Source organism: Gardnerella sialicivorans subsp. sialicivorans, assembly GCF_056746795.1.
This window is the reverse complement of the sequence record NZ_JBWPXA010000003.1, coordinates 177199-201734: the sequence shown is the minus strand read 5'-3', so window position 1 is coordinate 201734 and position 24536 is coordinate 177199. Positions and strand designations below refer to the sequence as shown.

Below are 24536 nucleotides of genomic sequence, written 5' to 3'. Positions count from 1 at the left end.
ACATACTATGACCTCACCAAAAGGGAGTATGAATGAATATAAACGCAGATGAACTCGTTTCTTTTCCGAAGCAAATCAAAATTGTTCTAAAGTTGCGTGCCTTGTTGACACATACGATTCAACTATTATTTAATCATACTGTGCATGAATCGTGCTTAATTAACATTTCCCCACTTCACAAGGTGGGTGCAAAGTGGGTGCACTTTTTAACGTTAACATCCTGTGCACTCGACCCCAGACCGTAGACATGTTTCCTCATACAGCCAAATCACGCTCAAAAACCGCGAGAACCCAGCTTAAAGCCGCTTCGCATTAAACCTTTTAACGATAGCACTCGCTAAGCCTTGCTACACAAGGGCAAAATTGCACCCACCTATTAAGCCCTTGACATCAATACGACAGTCTCAACGTGGTGAGTGTTGGGATATATGTCGAACGCACGCAAAGACTGAACGCTGTAGCCAAGCTCCCTAAACGTGCCAACATCGCGAGCAAGACTAGTCGGATCGCAAGCAACATACACAACAGCTCTTGCTCCAGACTTCGCAATCTGCTTACAAACTTGAGCTTTAGCACCAGCGCGCGGAGGATCTAACACAACAACATCAGGATGCGCAAATCGGCGAACAATCTTAGACGACTTACTCGCCTTAAACACCTGCGATTCAAGCGTTTGCGCAACATCGCCTTGCAAAGCTTCAACAATATCTCTGCTAAGACCCGCGCGCCCAATGTTTCGCCTTGCATTCTTTACAGCAATCGGTGCACCCTCAATACTAAGCACGCGCGCTGGCTCTGCAGAACCAGAATCGCCAGCAGAACTAGATAAAGCTCCGCCAACATTAGCCAAAGTCGCAAGCGGAATCGTAAACAAACCAGATCCAGAATACAAATCCCACAAAACCGTATTCTTACTACGCCCACCAAGCGCAGAACGGACTAATCCCAAAACGTAACTCGCCAAATGCTCTGGAGCTGAGCGATGAATCTGCCAAAAACCGCGCGCGTCAACATCGTAATCAAAAGTACGCGCACGCGATGAATCGCCAGCAGCCGCAACGCGCACGCGCTCGCGCAACAATGCCGATCCTGCAACCAACTCATCATTTACTATAAGCGCATAATTTTCGCCAATCGCATCAAGAAGCGCAGCCTTGTCATTAAAATCCAAACCCTCAACCCGAGGCTCTGGAACAGCAAGACGAATTTGCGCATTTGGCGAGAAAGAACGATTCCACAAGTCCAAAGAATCCGCAACTGCTAAAACCGCGCGCGACGCAAGTGGCATAGTATCAATCGCAATGCGATCATGCGACTCGCGCTTACGCATAGATAATCGGCCTTCATCATCCGCAACCAACTCCATGCGCGTACGCCAATTAAATCCGTTAAGCTCCTCGTCCCCTGGAATGCGCTCAACGTTAACATCATTATCTAAAACATCCATATGCGCTAAGCGCTGGAATTGATTGGCAATTACGGAAGCCTTCCAACGAATCTGACCAGGCAAAGAAACGTGAATTAAATCCACTCCTCCAACTCCGCCGCCCTGAGCCAAAGGACCAGCGAGCTTCCATTGCGGCTCCACACGATCCGCGCTAGGCTCCAAAACTTCTACAACTTCGCCAGTAAAAAAGTGCGCTTTTGCACGCATCGGCTCGTCCATGCGCACAACAACCAGCTCACCAGGCAGCGCAAATCGCACGAATACAACGCGTCCGTCAAGATGACCTATGCATCTGCCTTGATCCGCATATCTCTCGATTCGCATCGTCACTTGCATGTACTACCCCTTAGTTTTGCTTCTCTTCACTTTGCTTTTCGCTAATCTGTTTTTCATCAACCTGCTTTTCTTCGCGATAATTTTCTTCGCGATTTTTATGATGAAGACGCATAAACGGCGTTGCAATAATCAAGTAAGAAACCCAAATCGCGAGCGCCCAGAACGGCAATCCCATAAGCAATCGAACAGTGCCAAGCCACACAACGTGATTTGTCAAATATAATGGCACTTGTAAAACGAGTCGCAGCGCAAAAACGCCAATCCATAATCCAGTAACATACATGTACGCGCGCTTAAGTGGCTTATAATCAAGCCATTCGTGCAGCCACGCGCCAAAATTTTCCGTAGGCATTTTGCGAATCGACTCAATCACAAGCCCAAGCGCTGGCACGCGCGCAATCAGCGAAATCGCAAGAAGCACACCGTACACAGCGTTTGTAATAAAGCCCATCATGTAGTAGTCGCGCGCTTGATGACTCGTCCACACCCAAATAAGGCAGATTCCAACGGAAACAAGCCCACTTAGCGCACCCATAATCGACTGGCGTTGAATAAGTCGCGCCACCACTTGCAAAACTGCAAGAGCTGCAGACGCAATAACTGTTGTTTGTACGTTCCGCGTTACAACAAAGCAAATAACAAACAACAAACCTGGCAGCATGGATTCGATTACGCCTCGAACTCCGCCAATGGAGTCAATAACAGAAAACGCTTTTCCATCGGATCCAATGGAAGCTAAAGAGGCTAATCCTGAGCGTTTTTTGTTGCGCGCGTTTTTTTCCAAGACAATATCCTTTGCTGCCTGACTTTTACCGTTCGACTTTTACTATTCGACTTTTACTGTTTTATTTTACTAACGAACTTCGGAGAACATTGGGCCGCGAGTTAGCGTAGTTTTGACTTCTACTTGCTGATCTGCGCCAAGCGGACCCTTTGGACGGCCTGGAATTTCGCCAGAATCACCATTGTTAGAATCAACATTATCAGAATCACCATCGCCAGAATCTCTAGGAACCGAAACATCATGCATTGGAATCATATCTCTTGGTGCTAATGGCTCACTTCCGCGATCTACAACAATGTCACTAAACCACTTATTAAGCAAAACTGCTTCATCACTCGCCTTTTTTGAATCGCCAGCAACCGAAGAATCGCCAGCAGCTACACCAGAAAAGACTCCGCGAAGCATCCAACGCGGGCCATCCACTCCAACAATTCGCGTATCTACAGTTTTATCTTCCACTTTAACTGGCAATATAATCTCTTTGCCAAAAACGCCATTCACTTCCCTGGCATCAGCATTTCCCTTAAGCAAATCCGCGCGAACTTCGCTCCAAATTCCTTCTGTTTTAGGAGCCGCAAACGCCTCAACTTCTACGCTAGAAGACTTATACGTAACTGTTATGCCAAGAACTTGGTTAGACTCGCGTTGCTTTTTTACGCGCAACTCTATTCCTTGCAAATACAGAATGCGAATAGACCCAAAGTCAATGTACGTACTTAAATCAGGAACCTTTTCGTCTGCAATATCCCAAGGTCCTCTAAGATTTCCTCGACCCAAATACGTGTCTGCGCTGTATCCGCCTTCAATAAGCTCGTTTAAGGCCGAATTTTGGGATTGCAAATCCGCAAGATTTCCAGCATTTTTACTATCAGCTTTAGCCTTGCGCTTCGACTTAAACCATCCCATAATTCCTCTTTTCTAACGGCCAATGCCACTTTTACTCAACTTCACAAGATTACCACAAGCAAAGCAAAATCACACATTGTATCTTATGCTTAGCGCAGCATGATCCGACCAGCGCGAATCGTAGCTTGGAGCGCGATCAATCACGAATCCGCAAGCAGTTTCCGCAAGCTCTGGAGTAGCAAATTGATAGTCTAAACGCCATCCAACATTGTTATCAAAAGCTTTGCCGCGCTGACTCCACCACGTGTATGGTCCTTGAATATTGCCAGCAAGCATTCGCATAACGTCTACAAACTCGTATTCGTTAATCCAGCGGTCAATATACGCGCGCTCCTCTGGCAAAAATCCAGCACTTTTCTCATTCGCTTTAGCGTTTTTAATGTCTAGAGGAGTGTGAGCAATATTAAAATCACCACACAAAATCGCCTGATTTCCGCCACTTGCAGCAATATCTCTAAGCTCCCCTAATCGCGTAAGCATAGTGTCTAAAAAGCGGAATTTTTGATGCATTTTCTGCGGATCGTCAACATTTCCAGCGTGAACATACACGCACGCAACAGTAATATCATACCCTTCAGGCGTATGAACGTCGGTTTCTATCCAGCGGCCAGAATCCACGTCTTCGCTTAAACCAGGCAAACCGTAACGCTGCTCTACAACTGGCAAAGATGTTACAAGCGCTACTCCAGCACGGCCTTTTACCTTGCAGATTTGGTTCGTAACGCAAAATTGCTTGTCATTTTGCACAGATTCATCTTGCACAGATTCACCACTTTTAGACGCATACAAATCCTTGATTTTGCTCATAATCGGGTCAATCGCATCTTGCGGAGCGCGAACCTCTTGCATACACCACACATCTGGAGTGTGATTTTGCACCCAATCAAGCATCCCCTTGCGCTCGGCAGCGCGAATACCATTCAAGTTTGAAGTTGCAATAGTAATCATAAAATCCACTCTAATCGAATATGCATATTACAAATGAATATTACAAATGCATATTACAAAATAACGAATAATTGTATATTTATATCAATAATTGTATCTTTGCGCGCCACTTGCTACAGATTTTCAACTACCGTGACGCAACAGAAAGCATCCAATTTGCACGATTTTCCGCTTCTTCGTTAGAAACACAAACCATAAGCACGGTATCATCGCCAGCAACCGAACCTAAAATCCCCTTTAACGGCTGTCTATCAATAACACTAGCAACATATTGAGCAGCACCCGAAGGAGTGTGAATCACAACAATATTATTAGCAAATCCAACTTCTGTAATAAGACCAGAAAGAGTTCTTGCAACTTGCTGATCAATCCTAACCGTATCCATTGCGTGACGGTTGCCAGTGCCATCTCCCAAGACGTACGCAATTCTGCCATCTGTAAGACGAATTTTAACAGCATTTATCTCGTCTAAATCGCGACTCAGAGTTGCTTGAGTAACATCAAAACCATTACGAGCCAAAACAGAAGCAAGCTGCGATTGAGAAGTAATAACCTCGCTTAAAAGCGCCTGCTCAATCGCGTTTAATCGTGCAGCCTTGGTTGCAGGACGTTGCTTGCCAGCAGAGTCATTATCATCAAAATTCCCAAAATTCTTCTTTGCATGAACCATAGCTGACAAACCTTTCTAAAAAAACTATTCCAATCTAATATACATGTATATATGCATAACTTTCCGTATATTTACCAAGATTGGCCAATATTTACTAATATTTATTGATATTTATTAATATCTGCATATTGGATATAACGAATATACTGAATAAAAATCACAATAAAATACAATAAAAAATGCGGCCAAACAACTAAAGATAGTTATTCAGCCGCATTAATCAAAAGCTAATTCACGATTTTACACGCGCAAAGTTGCATGCAAATCTTTAGCAGCTTTTGTAATTGCTTCTCGAACCGCTTCCATTTCTTCTCCAGAAAGCGTACGATCTGCAGCTCTAAAAGTCACAGAATAAGCAAGAGAGCGCAAACCATCTGAAAGCTGCTCACCTTCATAAACATCGAACAACTCTATAGACTCAAGCAAATCGCCAGAAGCTTTAACAATAGCTTTCTCTAAGTCGCTAGCACTCAAAGAAGAAGGAGCAACAAACGCAAAGTCCTGCTTAACAGGTGGGAATGTAGAAACAGGCTTTGCTTGAACAGGCTTAACTTGCATAGCATTAAACAATGCGCTCAAATCAAGCTCGAATGCTGCAGAATGCTTTGGCAAATCCAAATTCTCATTCACGCTAGGGTGAAGCTCACCAACAATGCCAATTTCAACATCGTCACCGCCATCAACAGCAACAAACACTTTGGCAGTACGGCCTGGATGCCAAGAAGCAGGAGCATCGTTTGCACTAAGCTGAAGAATCTTAAAATCAACGCCAATGCGCTTTCCTAAACGCTGAACAGCTTCTAGAGCATCGCTGTAATCAACGTCTCGATGCGTACCAAGCCAGCCAGTTTCTTCTGCTTTGCCAGTAAAAAGCGCTGCAACATGCAAAGGCTGCTTAGGCAAACCTGCATCCAAAGCTGCAAGCTGAGCATCCGTAGGGCGAACCGAGCCAGGCAAAGCAGGAATTGCAGGAGCATTAGGATCTGCAAAATACACGTGGCCAAGCTCATAAAGCGAAACATTGCTCAAGCCGCGGCGAATATTTCTGCGAACCGTTCCAGCTAAAGTGGTAAGAACATTCCTGCGAAGCCAAGGACGATCGCCAGCCAAAGGATTTGCGATTTTTACGCTAACTTCAGCAACAGAATCAACGTCTTCGCGGAAAGAATCAAAATCTTCCTTACCAACAAACGGGTAGCTCAAAGATTCAACTAAGCCCATTTCTGCAAGCTCATAAGCAATAGCTCTACGAGTTGCTTGTTCCTGCGTTAAACCAGTTTTGCCAGTAACAGGAACAGCTGGAACCTTAACAGGAATTTCATCGTAGCCAACCAAGCGCGCGATTTCTTCAACCAAATCGCATGGATCATTCAAGTCTGGGCGCCAAGTTGGAGGCAAAACAGAGAACGAACCATTTCCGCCGCCAGCAACCGAGCAACCAATATCTGTAAGAATATCGCTAATGCGGTTCAAATCAATGCTTAATCCAGAAACGCGCTCTACCTCGCTAGCTTTGAAAACAATAACGTTTCTATCAACAGTATTGTTTACGTCTGTAGGCGTATTAGAAGGCTCTCCAGAACCAAACTCGCTAAGCATTGTAACAGCCATTTGTGTAGCTGCAGGCTGAAGCTGAGTATCTACTCCGCGCTCAAAGCGGCGAGAAGCCTCGGTTGGAAGCTTGTGTCTACGAGCTGTACGCGCAATAGAAACGGGATCAAAGTGTGCAGCTTCAACAAGAATATTCTTTGTTTCGCTTGTTACTTCTCCATACATTCCGCCCATTACACCAGCAAGTCCAAGAACACGCGAACCGTGATTTCCCTTTGGAGAATCGCAAATAAGCAAGTCCTCAACGTTAAGCTCTCTATCTTTGCCATCTAAAGTTGTTAAATGCTCTCCAGCTTTAGCGCGGCGAACAACAATAGGACCTTCAATCTTATCTAAATCATAAGCGTGAAGAGGCTGACCCAAGTCAAGCATTACGTAATTTGTAACGTCTACTGCAAGAGATATTCCACGCATTCCAGCGCGAGTTAAACGCCTACGCATCCAATTAGGGCTTGCAGAATCTGGATTAAAGTTTCTAACTACACGCGCGTAGTATCGATCACATCCAACAACACCATGAATAGGGTTTGTATCTTCAATGCTAACTTCAATATCTGTAGACGCGTTTTCAACAGAAACTTGACTTGCCTTATTATTAAGTTCCACTACAGGATCCGTGTATGCAGCACCAGTTGAATGGTGATATTCGCGCGCAACACCCCTGTACGAGAACGCGTATCCGCGATCAGGAGTGATGTTAATCTCTAGCAAAGGCTTGTTTAAGTGAAGAAGCGACATTGCGTCATCTCCAGGCTTTAACGCCTCATATTCTGCTTTAGAGAATCCATATTCGCGAAGCAAAATAATGCCATCGTGACTATCTCCCAAACCAAGCTCGCGCTCGGACGCGCACATTCCATTAGAAATGTGGCCGTAAGTTTTGCGAGGCTCAATCTTAAAATCGCCAGGCAAAACAGCGCCAGGAAGAGTTACAACAACCTTTTCTCCAGCAGCCATATTTGGAGCGCCACAAATAATTCCACGAGGAACCTTATTGCCATTTTCGTCTACCTCGTTGTACTTATCTCCAACATCAACATGGCACCAATTAATAACCTTGCCGTTTTTTTGCGGCTCTGGAGTAGCATCAACAACGTAGCCTACAACAATAGGACCTGTAACTTGAGAATCGTGAATCTCTTCTTCTTCTAAGCCAACTCGCACCAAATCTTTAGCAAGCTGATCATAAGTCAAACCTTCTGGCACTTCAACATGATCTTTAAGCCAGTCAATATCTACCATTGGCATGAGTTACTCTCCCATCACAAACTGTTCTGCGAAGCGCTTATCGCCTTCAACTAAATCGTGCATATCGTTAATATCGTGACGAAGCAGCAAAGTGCGCTCCAAACCAACACCGAAAGCAAATCCCGTATAAACATCTGGGTCTAAGCCTGCAGACTTAAGAACGTTCGGGTTAACCATTCCGCATCCGCCCCATTCAATCCAACCTGGGCCACCCTTTTTATCTGGGAACCAAAGATCCAACTCCGCGCTAGGCTCCGTGAACGGGAAGTAGCTTGGGCGCAAACGGCTTTTTGCATCTGGGCCAAACATTGCAACAGCAAGGCGATCAAGCACACCCTTTAAATCTGCCATGCTTAAGTGCTTATCTACAGCCAAAGCTTCGCATTGATGGAAGACTGGCGTATGCGTTGCATCAAGCTCATCCGTGCGGAACACGCGACCTGGGGATGCAATGTACAGAGGAACGCCTCGCTCAATTAGCGCGCGAACCTGGTCGGAGGAAGTTTGCGTACGCAAAACCATGTTAGATCCAACAAATCCTGCAGCATCCTTCGCCTGATTTCCTTGCACGTAGAAAGTGTCTTGCATTTGGCGAGCAGGATGATCTGGACCAAAGTTCAACGCGTCAAAATCAAACCACTCTGTTTCCACCTCTGGACCTGCAGAAATCTGCCAACCCATAGACACAAAAAAGTCTTCAAAATCTTCAATAATACGCGCAATCGGATGGCGAGCGCCAAGCGGCTTACGATTTATTGGCAAAGTCATATCGACTGTTTCTTTTTGAAGCATGTTTGCTTCTTCTTGAGCTTTAATACGCTCTTGAGCCGCCGCAAATTCCCTACCAAAATCAGCACGCAAAGCAGACATTACTTTGCCAGCTTCTTTCTTTTCTTCTACTGGAAGACTTCCAATAGCTTTGCTAGCAAGTGTCATTGCAGACTGAGCGCCAGCATACTTAGTTTTTGCCGCTTTTAAATCTTCCATTGTTTTAGCGGCTTGAACACAAGCAATGCCCTCTTTTACTACCTTTGTAATTGACTTTGCGTCAAATGGCTGACTCTTTGCCACAGCACCCTTCCTATCCGTGTATGCGTACTTTTGTGAAGCATTCAAAAAACGTCTCAAATCCCCATTTTTCGCTCATGACTAGACATAGCCAAGCCCATTAGCATTACCGCTGCACTGGTTGCTAAGTTCATTGATTCTGCTTTTCCGTAGATTGGTATTACCGATATTTCGTCTACTTTATTTAAGACTTCTTGCGGCAATCCTCTGGCTTCGTTTCCAAATAATATTGCGACATTAGAGGTGACATTATCGGCGATATTAGACTCATTTCTAAACGAATCTAAAACACGCGCAAACGACTTTGGCTTTTTATTTTCCGTGCCGTAAATATCTGCAGCAATCACTTTGATTTTTGCATTTTTTGCCCAATCAAACCATTCGTTTTCGCTCATTTTTACTACTGGCAAGTGGAATAACGATCCTGCACTAGATCGAACAAGCTTTGAGTTAAATCGACTTACGCAATCGTCAACAAAAACAACAGCATTGCATCCAGCTACGTCTGCAACGCGAATAATCGCGCCAGCGTTGCCTGGGTCTCTTACTTGCCAACAAGATGCAATTAATATGTTTTTGTTTTTGCAAGATTTAGCATCATCGCCGCTCTCTAGCCCAGCTTTATTAGCCTCACTAATCTTATTAAATTCTTTACTAAATTCTTCGTCTAAAACCTTAGAATCACAAAGCGCAACAATCCCTTGGCAATCCGTGCTGATTTTGCGCATAACTTCTGCTGTTGCAGGGTGCACATAGCAATTATTTTTTAATGATTCGTCAACGATTTTAGCGATTACTTCTATAGGGCCACCACTACTGACGCTACTATATCTACGATTACTGCCACTATTAACAGCATCTTGCAAAACATAAATGTCTAAAATCGACTTATGCGCGTACCTTACAGCTTCACTAACGCTTTGCGGTCCTTCAACTAAAAAGCGCCCATCCCCTCGCGATTTTGCGCGACTTATTGCACAAATGCGCTTAACACGATCGCTATGCGCGTTGTCTATTAACTCTTTTAACGGCATAATATCACTCTACTTTATACGTATTTACAACACGCTTAACTGTTACAATACAAAACTACTCAACAAAACTACTCAACAAAACTACTCGTGATGCTCCGACGAACTTTGAGTAGTATAGCCCTTTGGCTCCAACTGGAATGTTGTGTGCGAAACAGAAACTGGAAAATGCTCGCGCAAACAATCTTGAAGCTGGCTCAAAATATCCGCACACTGCCCCATTGTTAAATCGCGCTCAACAACAACATGAGCCATAAAAATAGGCATTCCTGTAGAAACTGTGCTTGCGTGCAAATCGTGAACAGCAAGAACATGCGGAACATGTTCAAGATGGTCTCGAACTTTTTCTATATCTAATCCTTCTGGAGTTTGCTCAAGCAAAACTTTTACAGCATTTTTAAGCAAGTGCAACGCTCGCGGAATCATCAAAATCGCTATAACTCCGCCAGCTACAGCGTCGAAACCGCTCCAATTTGTAGCTATCATAACCAATGCAGAAACAACTACTGCTACAGAGCCTAAAGCATCGTTCATAACTTCCAAAAACGCTGCTCGCATATTCATATTGTCTTTAGATTGAGAAACTAGGATTATAAGCGAAGCAATATTTGCAAGAAGACCCAGAATACCAAAGAAAAGCAGCTGATTTACACTGTGGATTTCATTATGACTTGCGCCAAAAAGACGCATTCCCGACTCCACAATCGCATAAACGCCTACAAAAAGAAGCACAAGAGCGCCAGCTGCAGCAGTAATCACCTCTAGTCTTGCCCACCCCCAAGTGCGCTTTGCGTTAGGCTTTTTGCGCATTAAAATCGCAGTAACCGTAGATGCAGCTAAAACGGAAATATCCGTTAGCATATGACCTGCATCAATTAGCAAAGAAATCGAATTAGTTAAAATAGAGCCGATTACTTCTGCCAAAAACACAATTGACGTTAGCGCTAGCGTTAGTGAAAGCTTATGCTGATGCGCGTGACTTGCGCTAATAGCGTCTTTAACAGAAGCGGCATTAGCGCCTGAATTTTCTAAATGATTATGCACAAAAATCTCCTATTTTAATATTCACTTTTAATATTCACTTTTAATATTCACTTTTGATATTCATTTTTGATATACGCTTTTATATACATTTAGCGCACATTGTGTGCAATTTGTACACACTTTGTTGCCACTTTTTAGTATTCTCATTGCAATTCACCAAGATGATGAGAAGTTGATTCAGCAATCAAATCATCTTTGAAATTGCCATTATCCGCCGCGTCGATTATTTCCATAGCATCGTCAACAACATTTGGCTTCAAAGCATTAATCCAATGAATACGCGAGTCTCTTCCAAACCAGCCCATTTGCTTGCGCGCAAGTCGCCTAGTTTTTTGCGCAATATCGTCAAATGCTTCGTCTTCACTACACAAGCCGTCTAAATAGTCCATTATCTGCTTGTACCCCAAAGCCCTGCTAGCAGTAACACCAAGCTTTGAGCGAATCGCCTTAACTTCGTTTACAAAACCCTGCTCGCGCATCATTTTTGTGCGAAGATCCACTCGCGCATCCAAATCTTCTCTGCTTAAGTCCAATCCGATTTGCACGCAATCAATCAAATACTTGTATTTTGGCAAAGTTGCAGAATACGGCTTACCTGTTAGCTCAATAACTTCTAGCGCGCGAATTGTTCGGCGCGAATTTCTTGGATCCATATTTTTAGCTGCAACGGGGTCTAACTTTTGCAATTCTTCAAAAAGCGCCATTGCTCCTTGCGATTTTTCGCGCTCTTCCAAAGCTTTGCGAACATCAGGATTTGTGCCAGGAAAAGTTATATCGTCTACGGCAGCGCGAGCATATAGGCCAGATCCTCCAACAAGAATCGGGCGAATGCCTTTTTCTTGCAAATCACGTATGCATTGGCGTGCAAGCGTTTGAAACTTTGCAACGCTCATTGCCTCTTGCGGGTCAATAACATCTATTAAATGATGCTTAATCTCGCTTTGCTCTTCTTTAGTAGCTTTTGCTGTACCAATATCCATGTAACGGTACATTTGATATGCGTCTGCGTTTATGATTTCCGCTTTTACACCGCGTTCAGCAAATTTCTTTGCAATTGCAATACCAAGACTCGTTTTGCCAGATGCTGTTGGCCCTACAATCGAAATCACTTTCGGCGGTTTGCACACAATGCGCTCCTACGTAGCAAATTTAAGCTAATAAAATTTAAGCTAATAAAAATAAACTTACTTCTTTTTAGCTTTTTTAGACTTTTCCGCAAGCAATCTAAGAGTATCTGCAGCTGCTTCTTCTGGAGCATAAGTATGGTGGTCTTCGTCTCCTGGCAAGGGATCTGCGTATCCAAGATTCACATTAAGCAAACGTTCTGCTTGAGTCTCGTCAATCTTTTCCGATAATGCGATTTCCGAGATAAGAATACTGCGGGCGCGAGCAAGCATGCGCTTTTCTCCAGCAGAAAGTCCATGTTCATCAACATCTCGCTGCGACAAATCGCGAACAACTTCCGCAATCTTATTAACATCGCCAGTAGCAATTTTCTCAACGTTAAGCTTGTATCTTCTAGACCAATTCATCTCTTTTTCAATGATTGGCGTACGCAAAATCTCAAAAACTTTAGCAACTTCTTTGGCGCCAACAATGTCTCTAACGCCAACTTTTTTAACATTATCTACTGGAACGTTAATCTCTAAACCATCTGAAGACAATACGACTAAGCGCAAATATTGCCTAGTAACACCCTTAACAGTACGTTCACTAATTTCCTCGACTCTAGCCGCACCATGACGAGGATAGACGACCATATCGCCGACTTGATAACCCACAGAACCCTCCGTATGCACAGAAAAACTCATTTCAGTTTCCCATAAGGCAAAGACTTGAATGCTTCTAAATTATTTTTTTGACTTATTAGTCAAACTTTACTCAAAACACACAAGACATACACAAATAATGTTGTATGATAGACAACATGAGTACAGTATCTAACATCAATGAAGATGCAATCGCAGTGGCCGTTCGTCAAGACGTGCTTGCTGCGGTGAGCAACGCAGAATATTACAATCCGCACGAGGTCCTTGGTGGACATCTCGGAACTGGCAAAGGCGCTGGTACTGCCACTGTTCGCGTTTTACGACCAATGGCCAAGAAAGTAACAATTCTCACTAAGAGCGGCGAATACGAAGCTCAGCACGAATACAATGGCATTTTTGTTGCCACTATTCCTGCAACTAAGCACGCTAAAAGCAAAGAATGGTCTGTTCCTAGCTACCGCATACGCACTGTAGAAGTAGACGGCACCGAGTCCGTAGACGACGATCCGTACCGCTACTTGCCTCAAATCGGCGATATGGACATGTACCTGTTTGGCGAAGGCAGGCACGAAAGACTTTGGGAAGCTTTAGGCGCTCATGTTAAAAGCATTACTGATTCTTGGGGTCTTGTAAGCCCAGAAACAGGCAAAATGGTTAAAAAAGTTACTGGAACATCCTTTACTGTGTGGGCCCCAAACGCTCGCGCTGTAAGAGTTGTTGGCAACTTTAACTATTGGAATGGCCGCCGTCACGCAATGCGTTCGCTTGGCTCTAGTGGCATTTGGGAGCTTTTTATTCCAGGAGTAGGCGCAGGCGAGGTTTACAAGTTTGAGATTATGACTCAAGCTGGAAACTGGATTATGAAGGCAGACCCAATGGAGCGCTCGCACGAAGTTCCACCTAACACTGGTTCTGTTGTTGTTGACTCCGACTTTAAGTGGCACGATAACGAGTGGCTTGAGCATCGCGCAAAGACGAATGCGCATGATGGCCCTGTTAGCATTTACGAAGTTCAAGCAAATAGCTGGAATCGCGATTACGACAATTATCGCGAGCTTGCAGATCACTTGGTTGACTACGTTCAGCAAGAAGGCTTTACTCACGTTGAGTTTATGCCTCTTACACAATATCCATTCTCGGGATCTTGGGGATATCAAGTTACTGGCTATTACGCTGTTGATTCCAGACTTGGAAGTCCAGACGACTTTAAGTACTTAGTAAACAAGCTCCACAAGGCTGGAATTGGTGTGATTATGGATTGGGTTCCAGCACACTTCCCTAAGGATGACTTTGCTTTGGGCAGATTCGACGGCACTGCGCTTTACGAAGACCCAGATCCACTCCGCGGTGAGCACCCAGATTGGGGAACGTACATATTTAACTTTGGCAGACACGAGGTTCGTAACTTCTTGGTTGCTAACGCGTGCTTCTGGCTTAGCGAGTATCACGTTGACGCTTTGCGAGTAGATGCCGTGTCTTCTATGCTCTACTTGGATTACAGCCGCGAAGCTGGCCAATGGCGTCCAAACATGTATGGCGGACGCGAAAACCTTGAAGCTATTGACTTTATTAAGGAAGCGAACGCTACTGCATACAAGAATAATCCTGGAATTATGATGATTGCAGAAGAGTCCACCGCATACCAAGGCGTTACTGCTCCTACAGACATGGGTGGCTTAGGCTTTGGCTTAAAGTGGAACATGGGCTGGATGCACGACACTTTGCAATACCTTAAAGAAGAGCCAATTAATCGCCGTTGGCATCACAACGAAATCACATTCTCTATGGTTTACGCGTATTCCGAGCATTATGTGTTGCCACTTAGCCACGATGAAGTTGTGTATGGCAAGGGATCTCTTCTTGGAAAGATGCCTGGAGACGAATGGCAACAGTTTGCTGGCCTTCGAGCGCTCTTGGCGTATCAATGGTCTCACCCAGGAAAGAATCTTCTGTTTATGGGCGGAGAAATCGGCCAGTCTTGCGAATGGAACTTCAACAATTCGCTTAATTGGCACGAGCTTCAATGGCCATTCCATCAAGGAGTTCAAAAGCTGGTTGCAGATCTTAATGCTTTGTATAAGAGCTCTAGGGCATTCTGGAGCCAAGACTTTACGCCAGACGGATTCCAGTGGCTTACTAGCGACGATTCCGACCACAACACATTAAGCTACATGCGAATCGGAGACAACGGCGAAGAAATCGTTGTTGTTGTTAACTTCTCTGGTCAAGCATGGCAAGATTACCAAGTGGCATTGCCTAAGGGCGGAAAGTGGCAAGAGATTCTTACTACCGACGACGCTAAGTATTGCGGATCCGATATTCACAACGGCACATTTACTGCTGCAGCCGAAGAGTATCATTCTAGGCCATATTCTGCGAGGATTACTGTTCCAGCACTTGGAGCTGTATTCCTTAAGCCACTAGATTAAGGTAATGATTAAATAGCTAAAAAGGAATCTAAACTAGGTAAAATGTTGGACACTCCATCACAAACAAGTGCTCCTCGAACAATTCTTGTTGTAGAAGACGAGCCAGATTTAGCTACAGCTATAGCGCAAAGAATTGCTGCTAGAGGTTGGAAAGCTAGAGTTGTTTGCGATGGAGTGTCTGCCGTTAAAGCAGCGTTAAGCTTAAAACCAGACCTTATAATCATGGATATTATGCTTCCTGTTATGGATGGCATAGAAGCAACGCGAAGAATAGTATCTAAATGCCCGATTCCTGTTCTTATGCTTACAGCAAGAGACTCAGAAGCAGATAAATTGGCTGGACTAAGCGCAGGAGCAGACGACTACGTTACAAAGCCATTCTCCCCTAGAGAGCTTATTGCAAGATGCGGTGCGCTTTTAAGAAGAGTTGAGCGTGCTGCAATAATAGCAAAAAGAGAACAATACAACACTTTAATTAAGTTTGGAAACTTGATTATTGACACAAAGCAAAGACTTGTTACGATTGGCGAAAAAGCAATCCACTTTACGCCTACAGAGTTTTCTTTACTTACGACTTTTGCAAATCACCCTCACGAAGTGTTAAAAAGAGAAACGCTTTTAGAAAAAGTTTGGGATTGGCCAGATGCTTCGGGAACGCGCACAGTTGATTCCCACGTTAAATCTTTAAGACATAAGATTGGATCTGATTGGATTCGCACAATACATGGAGTAGGCTACGCTTTTGAGCCACCTAAAGAAGATTATGAGCCAAAATTTGATTCTCAAAAATAGCAAAGATCATAAGAACATAAAAAATAGCAATCTACTAAAGAGTTCATTAAAAAATTCGATGAAGAACACTCTAAAGAATCCACTGCCTCATCCTAAAAGCGCAATAGGATTTTTTACGTCATTAAAAGGCGAATTGTCTGCGATTATTGTTTTTGCAACAGCTATAGCATTTGTTATGGCATGGTTTTTACTAAAAGTTGGATTAAGTGGTTGGATTGCAATGCCACTAACTCTTGCAGTTGCATTAGGAATAACATACGCATTTTCTAGAGGATTAACTTCCCCACTTAGACAAATGCGCGATGCTGCAGAGACTATGGCAGATGGCGACTATTCTGTACGTGTTCAGATCGAAAGCAGAAAAGACGAAGTTGGAAAGCTCACTCTTGCTTTTAACGAGATGGCAGAAGAACTAGAGCACGCAGACAATATGCGCCGAGACCTTATAGCAAACGTTAGCCACGAGCTTAGAACGCCTGTTAGCGCTTTGCAGGCAATGGTAGAAAACCTTGCAGATGGCGTTGTAGAGCCAACGCCTTCCAATATGGAAGCAATAGTAAATCAAACACATAAATTAGCTGATTTAATTACTTTTCTTCTTGACTTATCTAGAGTAGAAGCAGGCGCAGAGAGCCTTGTTATTACAAGCTTTGACTTTAAAGACTTTATTAACAACATTGTAGAAACGGTAAAAATCGCAGACGCGGGTCACAATCACAGCATAAGTCTTAATATTGAGAACAACATTATGCTTGTTGGAGACAAAAATCGCCTATCTCAATTGTTTACAAACGTAGTATCTAACGCAATCAAACATTCTGCAGACAACACTAAGATTCTTATAAGCGCTAAGTCGAATCACGAAAAAAATATTTTAGTTTGCAATGTTATTAATTTTGGAACGCAAATTCCTGAAGAAAATCGAGCAGACATTTTCCGCAGATTTGTTAAGGGAAATCAAGGAATAGGAACAGAGTCTGGCGGAACTGGATTAGGACTTTCTATTGCAAGATGGGCTGCGCTGCTTCATCACGGAAACGTTAGAGTTGTAGACGATAAGCGCGGAGTTAATTTTGAGATAACATTGCCGCTTACATATAGCGAATAGCAAAGTCGCGCGAGCTTTAAGAGCTAAACATACAAGCTAAACACGCAAAATCCTTAAACACGCAAATCTAAGAGTATAAAACGCTTTCTTTAGACCACACTCCAGCCAGCGCAAAACACGCAAAAACAGCAACACCGCTTTTATTTAGCTCTTTAACACAGTTTTTTAGCGTAGACCCCGTAGTAATAATGTCGTCTATAATAATCACTTTGTACCCGTTTTTAATGCCACTTGCATCCACCAATAAACCTTTAGACGTGCGCAAAGACCTTTGCCTACTCCCACTTAGTTGAACCGACTTTCCCCTTACATTAATCATTTTAATTGCTTTAACAAAAGTAGCATCAATGCCTTGTTTTTTAAGACTTTTAACAACATTTTTAGCTATTGGATCCATATGACTTCTGCCGCGCTTTCTTTTAGATGCAAAAGACGAAGGAACTGGAATAATGGCCACTTTGCTTGAGCTTCCAACAACACTAATAATCAAGCTAAAAAGCAAGTCCGAAAAAGGCTTATCTAAAAGTTGGTTTCCATGATCTTTCCATTGCAAAATACACCTTCTTACAGCCCATCCGTATGTTGCACAAGAATAGATGTTTTTGCAAAATACGCCACTAAACGGGTCTCTATGCCATTTACTAAACTTTGATTTGCATTCGTTGCAAAGCACGCAATCTTCCATTGAGCAGCCAGCGCAGCAAATTGGAAAAGCAAGATTAAGAATAGTATTAAGCACATTTACCCAAGAAACGTTGGAAATAAGCCGATTTTGTTTGCTTTTGTTAAGGTTTTTGTAAATCATAAAAAGACGATAGCAACACTAAAAACAAATAACAATAAAATTAGAGCAATGTGGTTAAAGGCTTTTTACTTAAGACTTTAATTAAGACTTTCCAATAGCCTAGAGCACAATTCAAAAGTATTATTAGGGTTTTTTACGCAAATCGCAAGCGCTCCTGTTAAAGAAGTTGGGTAATCGTTACCGCCTTTGTACATGCGATCTCCCACAAAAGCAACAGATTTTAGCGAAATGTCGCAAATCTTACAAAGAGAATCAAGAGCATATGCTTTATTGTTTCCTTTGCAAACAATATCAACACTTGTCTCTCCACCAGCTCGAACAGAAAAGTCGGGCAAATCTTTAGCAATTTGTTCAGCTAGCTGTTCCTTTAGCTTGCCACTAGGATCCCAATTCTTTTTAAGTTCGATTGGAGCAAGCTGACCTAGTGCAGAAAAAGTGATTTGAGTGCCACGATTTTCTATTTGACTACCCCAAAGGTCTTTGTCTCCACTGCTTTTTAGCAATCCCATTTTTTTAGCGCAATCTTTAACAACACAAATAATGCGATTTGCGTCTTTTACGGAAATCGTGTGAGAATACACACATTTAAGATTGCCACCAACAATTCGATAATAGCTTGTTCCATTAGTTGGCATAATGTGAAAATTGTCTAAATTCGTAGAAGCAGGCAAGACGCTTAGAACTTGACTTTTAACAAGTCGCAAGTCTCCACCAGTAATTAGCGCAATTGGCATTTTATTGATTAAATCGCCAAAAACCTTGCACATTGGACTAATCATAGGCTTTTTAGAACATGCAAGAGTGTTGTCTAAGTCAAAACCAATAAGTGAACACAAAGCAAGACGCTCACAAAGCCCCTGCTCATTGTACTCATGAATATTTGGCTCCAACGATTTCCTCCTGTACAAACTGTGCAATTCAAGTATTCCATATTATCAACATATTTACTACACCGTTTTGTGTTTGCACATTAATCAAATGCCCTAGCGTACAAATAAAGTTAAGTGTATGACGTCTTTAGTATGGGAACAAAAAAGATATAGAAACCGCCACGGACGCGGTATGCGTGCGCCAATGTTTGGCACGCGACTTCCTAGATACAGAACAGCCAGCGGAATGTTCGATTCAATGGTAGCAGCTCAAATTAGAAGACTTAACAGTGCTTGGTCAAATCTTATAAAAGACGTTCAATTTGCTGTAGAAGATGTTCCTCCAAGCCAGCCCGTTTTGTGGGAAAGCAATAAAAGAATAATGTCTCAAGCTTTTCCTGCATCTAAAGGAATACCACAAAGAGTAGTTTTATACAGGCTTCCACTATGCACACACGTTACTAGCAGAGCGGAGCTTCAATACGCGATTAGAGACGAGATAGTGCAACGTTTAGCAGAATTGTACGGAAGAAGACCAGAAGAAATCGATCCGGATTGGGGATTGTAAATATTGGGGATTGTAAATAGCAACCTAAAAGCCCTAAGTCTACTTTACAATCGAAGGATTTGAGCGAACTTTAACACTTATGCTATTAGGGTCAAGCGACTTAGAAGGAAGCCACGCAACGCTTGCAAAACCAGCGTCGTTTACTGCTTTTGACTGAATTCTAGACGCAAACGAAACTCCAGATTTAGACTTAAGAGTAAACATAACAGCTTTAGGATTAATATCTTTCGCTAAAATTGTTGAAACAGTATAAGACTTAACTTCAATAGTTTTAGACGCTACTTTTAAGCCAGAAGAATCGTAAGCACTAAGCTTTACATTTGCATTATCAACAGATCCATTTGCAATATGTAGCGAAGCTTCGTCTGCAGAAAATGGGGAAACAAGTGCACTATTTGTAATAGAACGAACTGAATTAACAAAAGCAATATCGCTTTGACCATCTTTGCCACTTCTTTCAACAGAAGCCATAACAAAAATCGGAACGTTACTTTGAGCAAAAATCGCCCCAACGCCCTTAGGTACTTCTTGTAAATCAACAACTTGAATCTGTCTTGCACTAAAATCTACTTGCTTTATGCTCTTTTTTCCAAAATCATCGAGCCAATACAAATCGACTTTTCCGCTTTTATTAGACCAAATATAAGCTTTAGCTTGATCACCCTCAATAACACCTGGCAAAACAGGCTCTAAAGATGCTGATTCTTGCGGAGAAATAACATCCACGCCTTTAGAAACAAGACCGGATGAACGAATAAACTTAACAAACGACGAAACTGGAGCTTGCTCACTTAAAACTTGAATATAAAGACCATCCGACTTTGCTGCAGCTGCAGAAATGTTAAAGTAAGCGTCACTATGCGCTGGAACAGTAAAAGTGCTTCCTGTAGAAAGATTTAGCTGCGCTCCCGATTTATTAGTTGACCACGCTTTAACGCTTACAACTGTAGGCTTAGACGAAAGATTAACAGAGTTTAATCTTACAGAAACGCCTTCAGCTATTTTTGGAATAATAAAGTTTTGGCGCATTGAAGGAGATACGCAAGAAGTGGCAGATAAGCCTTTTAAGTCGCCGTTTGTAGCCCAAGATGCAACAGATGCAGCAGACCCAGTTCCAGATTGCGCACTTAAAAGACTACTTTCCAAAACTTGAGCGTCTTTATCTACATTACTTTCTGCAAAATAAGCTCTATTTTGGCTTTCACTTGAATCACTAGGATCACTAGAAGAACTAGAAGGATTGTTAAAAGATTTGTTAACTAAATCTTTAGAATCGCCAGCATATTTTACGCCATTAAGAGTGGACTTGTAAACGCTTCCAAAAGATGCATATTTCGATATTGACTTTAAGTCTCCTTCGGATTCTTGAAACTCGCTATCGCCATATTTTGCTAAATCCGGTAGAGCTATTCTGCTAGGGCAAACTGTTTGCAAATTTGTAGAACTAACACGCTTTTCCACGCTTCCAATAGGAAAAATAGGGTCATCTGTTAGCTGTTTTAGTGGGCATATGCAAGACGCAACAACAGCGCAAGAAACCAGTATTGTTGCGCTTAAAATAGACAAAGACCACAGTTTGAATCTTCTAAAACGAACAGAAGCGCTAATTGAAGCAGCATCTTGTGCATGACGATGACTATTTTTAGAATTCGTATTTGACTTCATTAATCTACCTGCCATTTATCCGTCTAATCAATCATAGCTTCTAACTAATCATCCTAATTATTCACGCTCTATTATTCACGCTCTATTACGTTATTGCTGTTAAAACGAGGCAAAGCAACCAGGCAATACAATAGCAGCACTAAAGCAAAAACAACAATCCATGGAATTCTCCAAGAAAGTGGGCGCGAATGACTATAAATCGAAGTTTTAGAAGAAGACATGTCTGCTACATCGTCGAATCTGCAATACGTTCCATGACTAGATGAAACAACAAGCTGAGTTCCTTCCGAAGCGTTTACGTTTGCAATCAACTTTTCAGTTGCGTCTTTATTTGCATACCCTTCTAAAGCAATCATTGAATTATTAGCAGCCAAATTATCTTTAGCTTTAGAATTATTAACAATGTAAATTCCGCCAATACCAAGCTGCTTTAAGGTTACAATCGACTCATCACTTGCATGAGAAAGAAGCTTGGAAGCTGCGTAATAAAGCGTATTTGTACTAGGAGAATATCCGTATAAAACATCTCTAACTTGCAAAGATGGAGATAAGTCAACTAAATCGCCACGAGCGGTACGCATAAGCGAAATATTCAACTCACGACTATTCACAGCTTTAATCGCAAGAACGCGATTTGCACTATTCTTATTCAAGTAGTCCGAAACAACCATCGGCAGGCCACTATCGCTTGCGTAAACGGATGTTACAGGTCCGCTAATAATCGCGAATAATCCAAGCAAAGCAGCAACAGCAAAAATTCCAAAAGCTAAAATTCCTCTTGCAATATGAATAAGCCTTTTCATCATTGCCTTAGCAGAACGATTCATAGCTGCACGCTTAGAAACACGCGTAGTGTAATCGTCTGGATTATTGTCTTGATTAGCAGAATTAGATTTTCGCAAAGGCTCAAACCTACGAACAGCTTTTCCTGCAACCATGCACATGCATGCAAGAACACCAAGCGCGCTTAAGCTTACGCCTGAAAGAACACTTGCGCTAATAGGACCGTCAAAATCTGAAGCAACAACAACGCGGCAAGCGACTAAAGAAAGCGCCATTCCGCTAACTATTACAACCCACATCATTCTTGAAGCCCTTAAAGCAAACGGAAGAGCAAGCGCGCATAAAGCCATTAGTACAGCTAACGCAGCAAACACAATCATGATTATTCCGCGAAGTTGCAAAATTAGCATTGAACCCGAAGAAAAATGATTCAAATCAATGTTAAACGCTCGAAGCAAAACGTCTATATAGCTGCTAGCTCTAGGAGCGCCATTTATTTTTTGAGAAGGCAAAGCCATACTAGCAAAAATTTGACGCCACATTCCAGTTCCAAAATAGCGCACAACGCTACCAAGAGTTGGCAAAAGAACCAAAACAGATGGAATAGGCATTAGCGCAAGCATAAAACGATGCGAGCGCACCATAATTATTGATGCAACAAAAATAACAAACATTGGCAGCAAAAGCTGAGGACTTGCAGCAAGGGGAACCATAAAGCACAAAGATGCGCAAGCTGCGCTTTGGATTGACGCAACTGGAACAACAGGGTCTTCTGTAACGTACATTCCTACAGCGTGGAAAGCGAACGCAAATGCAGCTGGCAAAAATACCATTGTTAGAATCATTGGCAAATCGCCTCTAGCAAAAACTCCAAAAGCCATTGCAATCATTGCCCAACAAAGGCCGGAACATACTCGCACAATGTCTGATCTAGTAAACACGCCTGCTAGAGCCCAAAAACTTAGTAGCATTGCAGGGGCAGCAAGGAAAAATATGACGTTTATTGCAGCTAACGTATTTCCACCAAATACAATGGAAGCTAGCATCCAAATCATAAGAAGCGGAGATGGAGGAAGAGGAGACGCAAAACCGTCGTCTGGAATGTATGCTCCAATCGCAGCATTAAATAAATCGCTAAAACTTGTTCCAGTAGAAAGAAGCTGGCTTGAATAAAGCGAAGAGCCAGAAAGAATCTTGTTAATTGGCGCTCCGTAAAGAAGTATTACGGTTGCAAAAACAAGAAGAGATGCACAAATTGCTGCGCTCCATCTAAACAAAACTCTTCTATGCAAGTGTTTTCTTGCAAGTGGACTTAAAATAACACCCTTTTTTTGAGTCTTAAAAGCAATAGTTTTGTCTTTCCAACGCGTAATTTGACTACGACTTGCTATAAGAGAAGTGAGTCGTTTTAAGGAAACTTTTGAAACTCTAGACACTCGTCTTCTTGCAAAAATAGCGCGAGGTAATTGTGCTAACGCAATCCAAGGAAGCATAAGATGCATAAACGCAACATACGGCTGCTTAGCAAACAAAGATTGAAGTGCGCGGATTATTGACATTGGAACAGTGCAAAGCCAAATAAGCGGCCACATAATAACGCTAACATCTGTATACATATATCTTTGCTTTGCCATAATCGAATAGGCTAAGCCGTAGCAAACATTGGTTTTTTCTGCATCGCGCTCTTCGCCGCTCCTAGTGCGAAGACCGTCAAAACGCGCTCTTCTATGCGCGATTCTGGCTTGCGGAACAACAACAACTCGCCCACCGCTTAAAACGACTCGCCTACAAAAATCGTTAGACTCTTCAAAAGTGGTAAGCCAAGGCTGAGTTCCTCGCATTGTTTGCCAAGTGCTAAGCGAAACTAAAGCGCCTGCAAGAGAAACAGAATAAACGTCTCCCCTAAAATCGTATTGCTCTTGATCTGGCTCGCCTTCTACGCTAAGCGAATGCACTTTATGCTTCCACGCATACATGCCAACGTTGTGAAGAATTTTTCCTTGCCAATCAACTTGTTTTGCACCAAGAACGCAAGCTGTTGGAGTGTTTCTCCAAGTCTCTCTTAAAGCTTCCAGGCATTTTGAATCGCAAGGTTTTGAATCGTCGTGCAAAAGCCACAGCGACTTAACTCCTTGCAATGGTAAGAGTTTTCTTAAAGACTTTTCTACGGCATCGCCGAATGATTTTGCAGACTTAATTGGAAGAATAACAACTTTTACTTGTTTATATTGTTTATAGGAATCAGTGTTATAGTCGTTAGCGTACCCGTTACCGTACAACGGATTACTGTTGGAAAAATCCGCACTAGAAATTAATTCTGCTAATTGAGTTGGCTCTATTTGAACGTTAAAAGACTTTACTAACTCTTTTTGTGTTTTACTAGCGCAATCAGCTACAACAATAGTTCCAGGAAGAACACTTTGATTTATAACCGCTTGCAAAGTTTCTTCGTAAAACCGCGTATCTTGCTCAACACTCATTATTGAAACAATAGAAGAATCAACCTCGCGAGGCTTTATTCTATTCATAGCAGAAAAGACTTGTAAAACATCGTTTTCAAAAGTGCAAGTTTCAGCGGTTATTGAATCCATACATAATAGTTTACGCAAGGGGTATGTATTATGCATGTTAAAATCTCAATAGAATACACTATAA

The 24536-nt window shown here is 42.6% G+C and carries 19 protein-coding genes; 4 read left to right on the top strand and 15 right to left on the bottom strand.

The genetic code is table 11. The features are described from left to right. Positions 1 to 376: 376 nt before the first annotated feature. The 11 genes from AC1EKB_RS03090 to AC1EKB_RS03040 form a co-directional block, all read right to left on the bottom strand. Positions 377 to 1783: a class I SAM-dependent RNA methyltransferase gene (locus AC1EKB_RS03090; protein WP_481248819.1), complete on the bottom strand. Its 1407-nt coding sequence runs from the start codon at positions 1781 to 1783 to the stop codon at positions 377 to 379. 10 nt (positions 1784 to 1793) lie between these two features. After that, positions 1794 to 2567, bottom strand: coding sequence for a DUF3159 domain-containing protein (locus tag AC1EKB_RS03085; protein ID WP_415693944.1), 774 nt, complete (start codon positions 2565 to 2567; stop codon positions 1794 to 1796). Between the two features lie 69 nt (positions 2568 to 2636). After that, positions 2637 to 3473, bottom strand: a complete 837-nt coding sequence (locus AC1EKB_RS03080) for a DUF3710 domain-containing protein (protein WP_415693945.1) — start codon at positions 3471 to 3473, stop codon at positions 2637 to 2639. Positions 3474 to 3542: 69 nt separating this feature from the next. After that, the gene (locus AC1EKB_RS03075; protein WP_481248818.1) at positions 3543 to 4421 is read right to left on the bottom strand and encodes an exodeoxyribonuclease III; all 879 of its coding nucleotides are present in this window, start codon (positions 4419 to 4421) and stop codon (positions 3543 to 3545) included. 127 nt (positions 4422 to 4548) lie between these two features. Beyond that, the gene (locus AC1EKB_RS03070; protein ID WP_016636269.1) at positions 4549 to 5091 is read right to left on the bottom strand and encodes an arginine repressor; all 543 of its coding nucleotides are present in this window, start codon (positions 5089 to 5091) and stop codon (positions 4549 to 4551) included. Positions 5092 to 5331: 240 nt separating this feature from the next. After that, complete coding sequence (pheT, locus tag AC1EKB_RS03065) at positions 5332 to 7950, bottom strand: phenylalanine--tRNA ligase subunit beta (protein WP_481248817.1); 2619 nt, start codon at positions 7948 to 7950, stop codon at positions 5332 to 5334. Between the two features lie 3 nt (positions 7951 to 7953). Then, positions 7954 to 9021, bottom strand: a complete 1068-nt coding sequence (pheS, locus tag AC1EKB_RS03060) for a phenylalanine--tRNA ligase subunit alpha (RefSeq protein ID WP_032815474.1) — start codon at positions 9019 to 9021, stop codon at positions 7954 to 7956. 53 nt (positions 9022 to 9074) lie between these two features. After that, positions 9075 to 10052 carry a TrmH family RNA methyltransferase gene (locus tag AC1EKB_RS03055; protein ID WP_481248816.1) on the bottom strand — a complete coding sequence of 326 codons (978 nt, stop codon included), beginning with the start codon at positions 10050 to 10052 and terminating at the stop codon, positions 9075 to 9077. An 81-nt stretch (positions 10053 to 10133) separates the two neighbouring features. Next, complete coding sequence (locus AC1EKB_RS03050) at positions 10134 to 11093, bottom strand: cation diffusion facilitator family transporter (RefSeq protein WP_481248815.1); 960 nt, start codon at positions 11091 to 11093, stop codon at positions 10134 to 10136. Positions 11094 to 11236: 143 nt separating this feature from the next. Then, positions 11237 to 12220 carry a tRNA (adenosine(37)-N6)-dimethylallyltransferase MiaA gene (gene miaA, locus AC1EKB_RS03045; protein WP_481248814.1) on the bottom strand — a complete coding sequence of 328 codons (984 nt, stop codon included), beginning with the start codon at positions 12218 to 12220 and terminating at the stop codon, positions 11237 to 11239. A 57-nt stretch (positions 12221 to 12277) separates the two neighbouring features. Beyond that, complete coding sequence (locus tag AC1EKB_RS03040) at positions 12278 to 12874, bottom strand: CarD family transcriptional regulator (protein ID WP_415693888.1); 597 nt, start codon at positions 12872 to 12874, stop codon at positions 12278 to 12280. Between the two features lie 146 nt (positions 12875 to 13020). Here AC1EKB_RS03040 and glgB point away from each other — a divergent pair, with 146 nt between their 5' ends. From glgB to AC1EKB_RS03025, 3 genes are read left to right on the top strand one after another with little or no spacing between them, the layout of a single operon-like run. Continuing rightward, on the top strand, positions 13021 to 15291 hold the full coding sequence (gene glgB, locus AC1EKB_RS03035; RefSeq protein ID WP_481248813.1) for a 1,4-alpha-glucan branching protein GlgB: 2271 nt from the start codon (positions 13021 to 13023) through the stop codon (positions 15289 to 15291). Between the two features lie 42 nt (positions 15292 to 15333). Then, positions 15334 to 16083, top strand: a complete 750-nt coding sequence (locus tag AC1EKB_RS03030) for a response regulator transcription factor (protein WP_481248812.1) — start codon at positions 15334 to 15336, stop codon at positions 16081 to 16083. A 58-nt stretch (positions 16084 to 16141) separates the two neighbouring features. After that, entirely contained in the window at positions 16142 to 17191 is a 1050-nt protein-coding gene (locus tag AC1EKB_RS03025; protein WP_409256831.1) for a sensor histidine kinase, read from the top strand. A 67-nt stretch (positions 17192 to 17258) separates the two neighbouring features. On the opposite strand, the gene AC1EKB_RS03020 is transcribed toward AC1EKB_RS03025, so the two are convergent. Both AC1EKB_RS03020 and AC1EKB_RS03015 read right to left on the bottom strand, forming a co-directional pair. Continuing rightward, a complete protein-coding gene (locus AC1EKB_RS03020) occupies positions 17259 to 17996 on the bottom strand; it encodes a ComF family protein (protein ID WP_481248811.1) in 738 nt (245 codons plus the stop codon). A 77-nt stretch (positions 17997 to 18073) separates the two neighbouring features. Continuing rightward, a complete protein-coding gene (locus AC1EKB_RS03015) occupies positions 18074 to 18886 on the bottom strand; it encodes an HAD-IIB family hydrolase (RefSeq protein WP_481248810.1) in 813 nt (270 codons plus the stop codon). Between the two features lie 118 nt (positions 18887 to 19004). On the opposite strand from AC1EKB_RS03015, the gene AC1EKB_RS03010 reads away from it, so the two are divergent. Continuing rightward, a complete protein-coding gene (locus AC1EKB_RS03010) occupies positions 19005 to 19433 on the top strand; it encodes a metallopeptidase family protein (protein ID WP_415693873.1) in 429 nt (142 codons plus the stop codon). 39 nt (positions 19434 to 19472) lie between these two features. On the opposite strand, the gene AC1EKB_RS03005 is transcribed toward AC1EKB_RS03010, so the two are convergent. Together AC1EKB_RS03005 and AC1EKB_RS03000 are read right to left on the bottom strand one after the other, a co-directional pair. After that, positions 19473 to 21098, bottom strand: a complete 1626-nt coding sequence (locus AC1EKB_RS03005) for a DUF5719 family protein (protein WP_481248852.1) — start codon at positions 21096 to 21098, stop codon at positions 19473 to 19475. Positions 21099 to 21169: 71 nt separating this feature from the next. Continuing rightward, positions 21170 to 24472, bottom strand: coding sequence for a glycosyltransferase family 2 protein (locus AC1EKB_RS03000; protein ID WP_481248809.1), 3303 nt, complete (start codon positions 24470 to 24472; stop codon positions 21170 to 21172). Between the last annotated feature and the right edge of the window lie 64 nt (positions 24473 to 24536).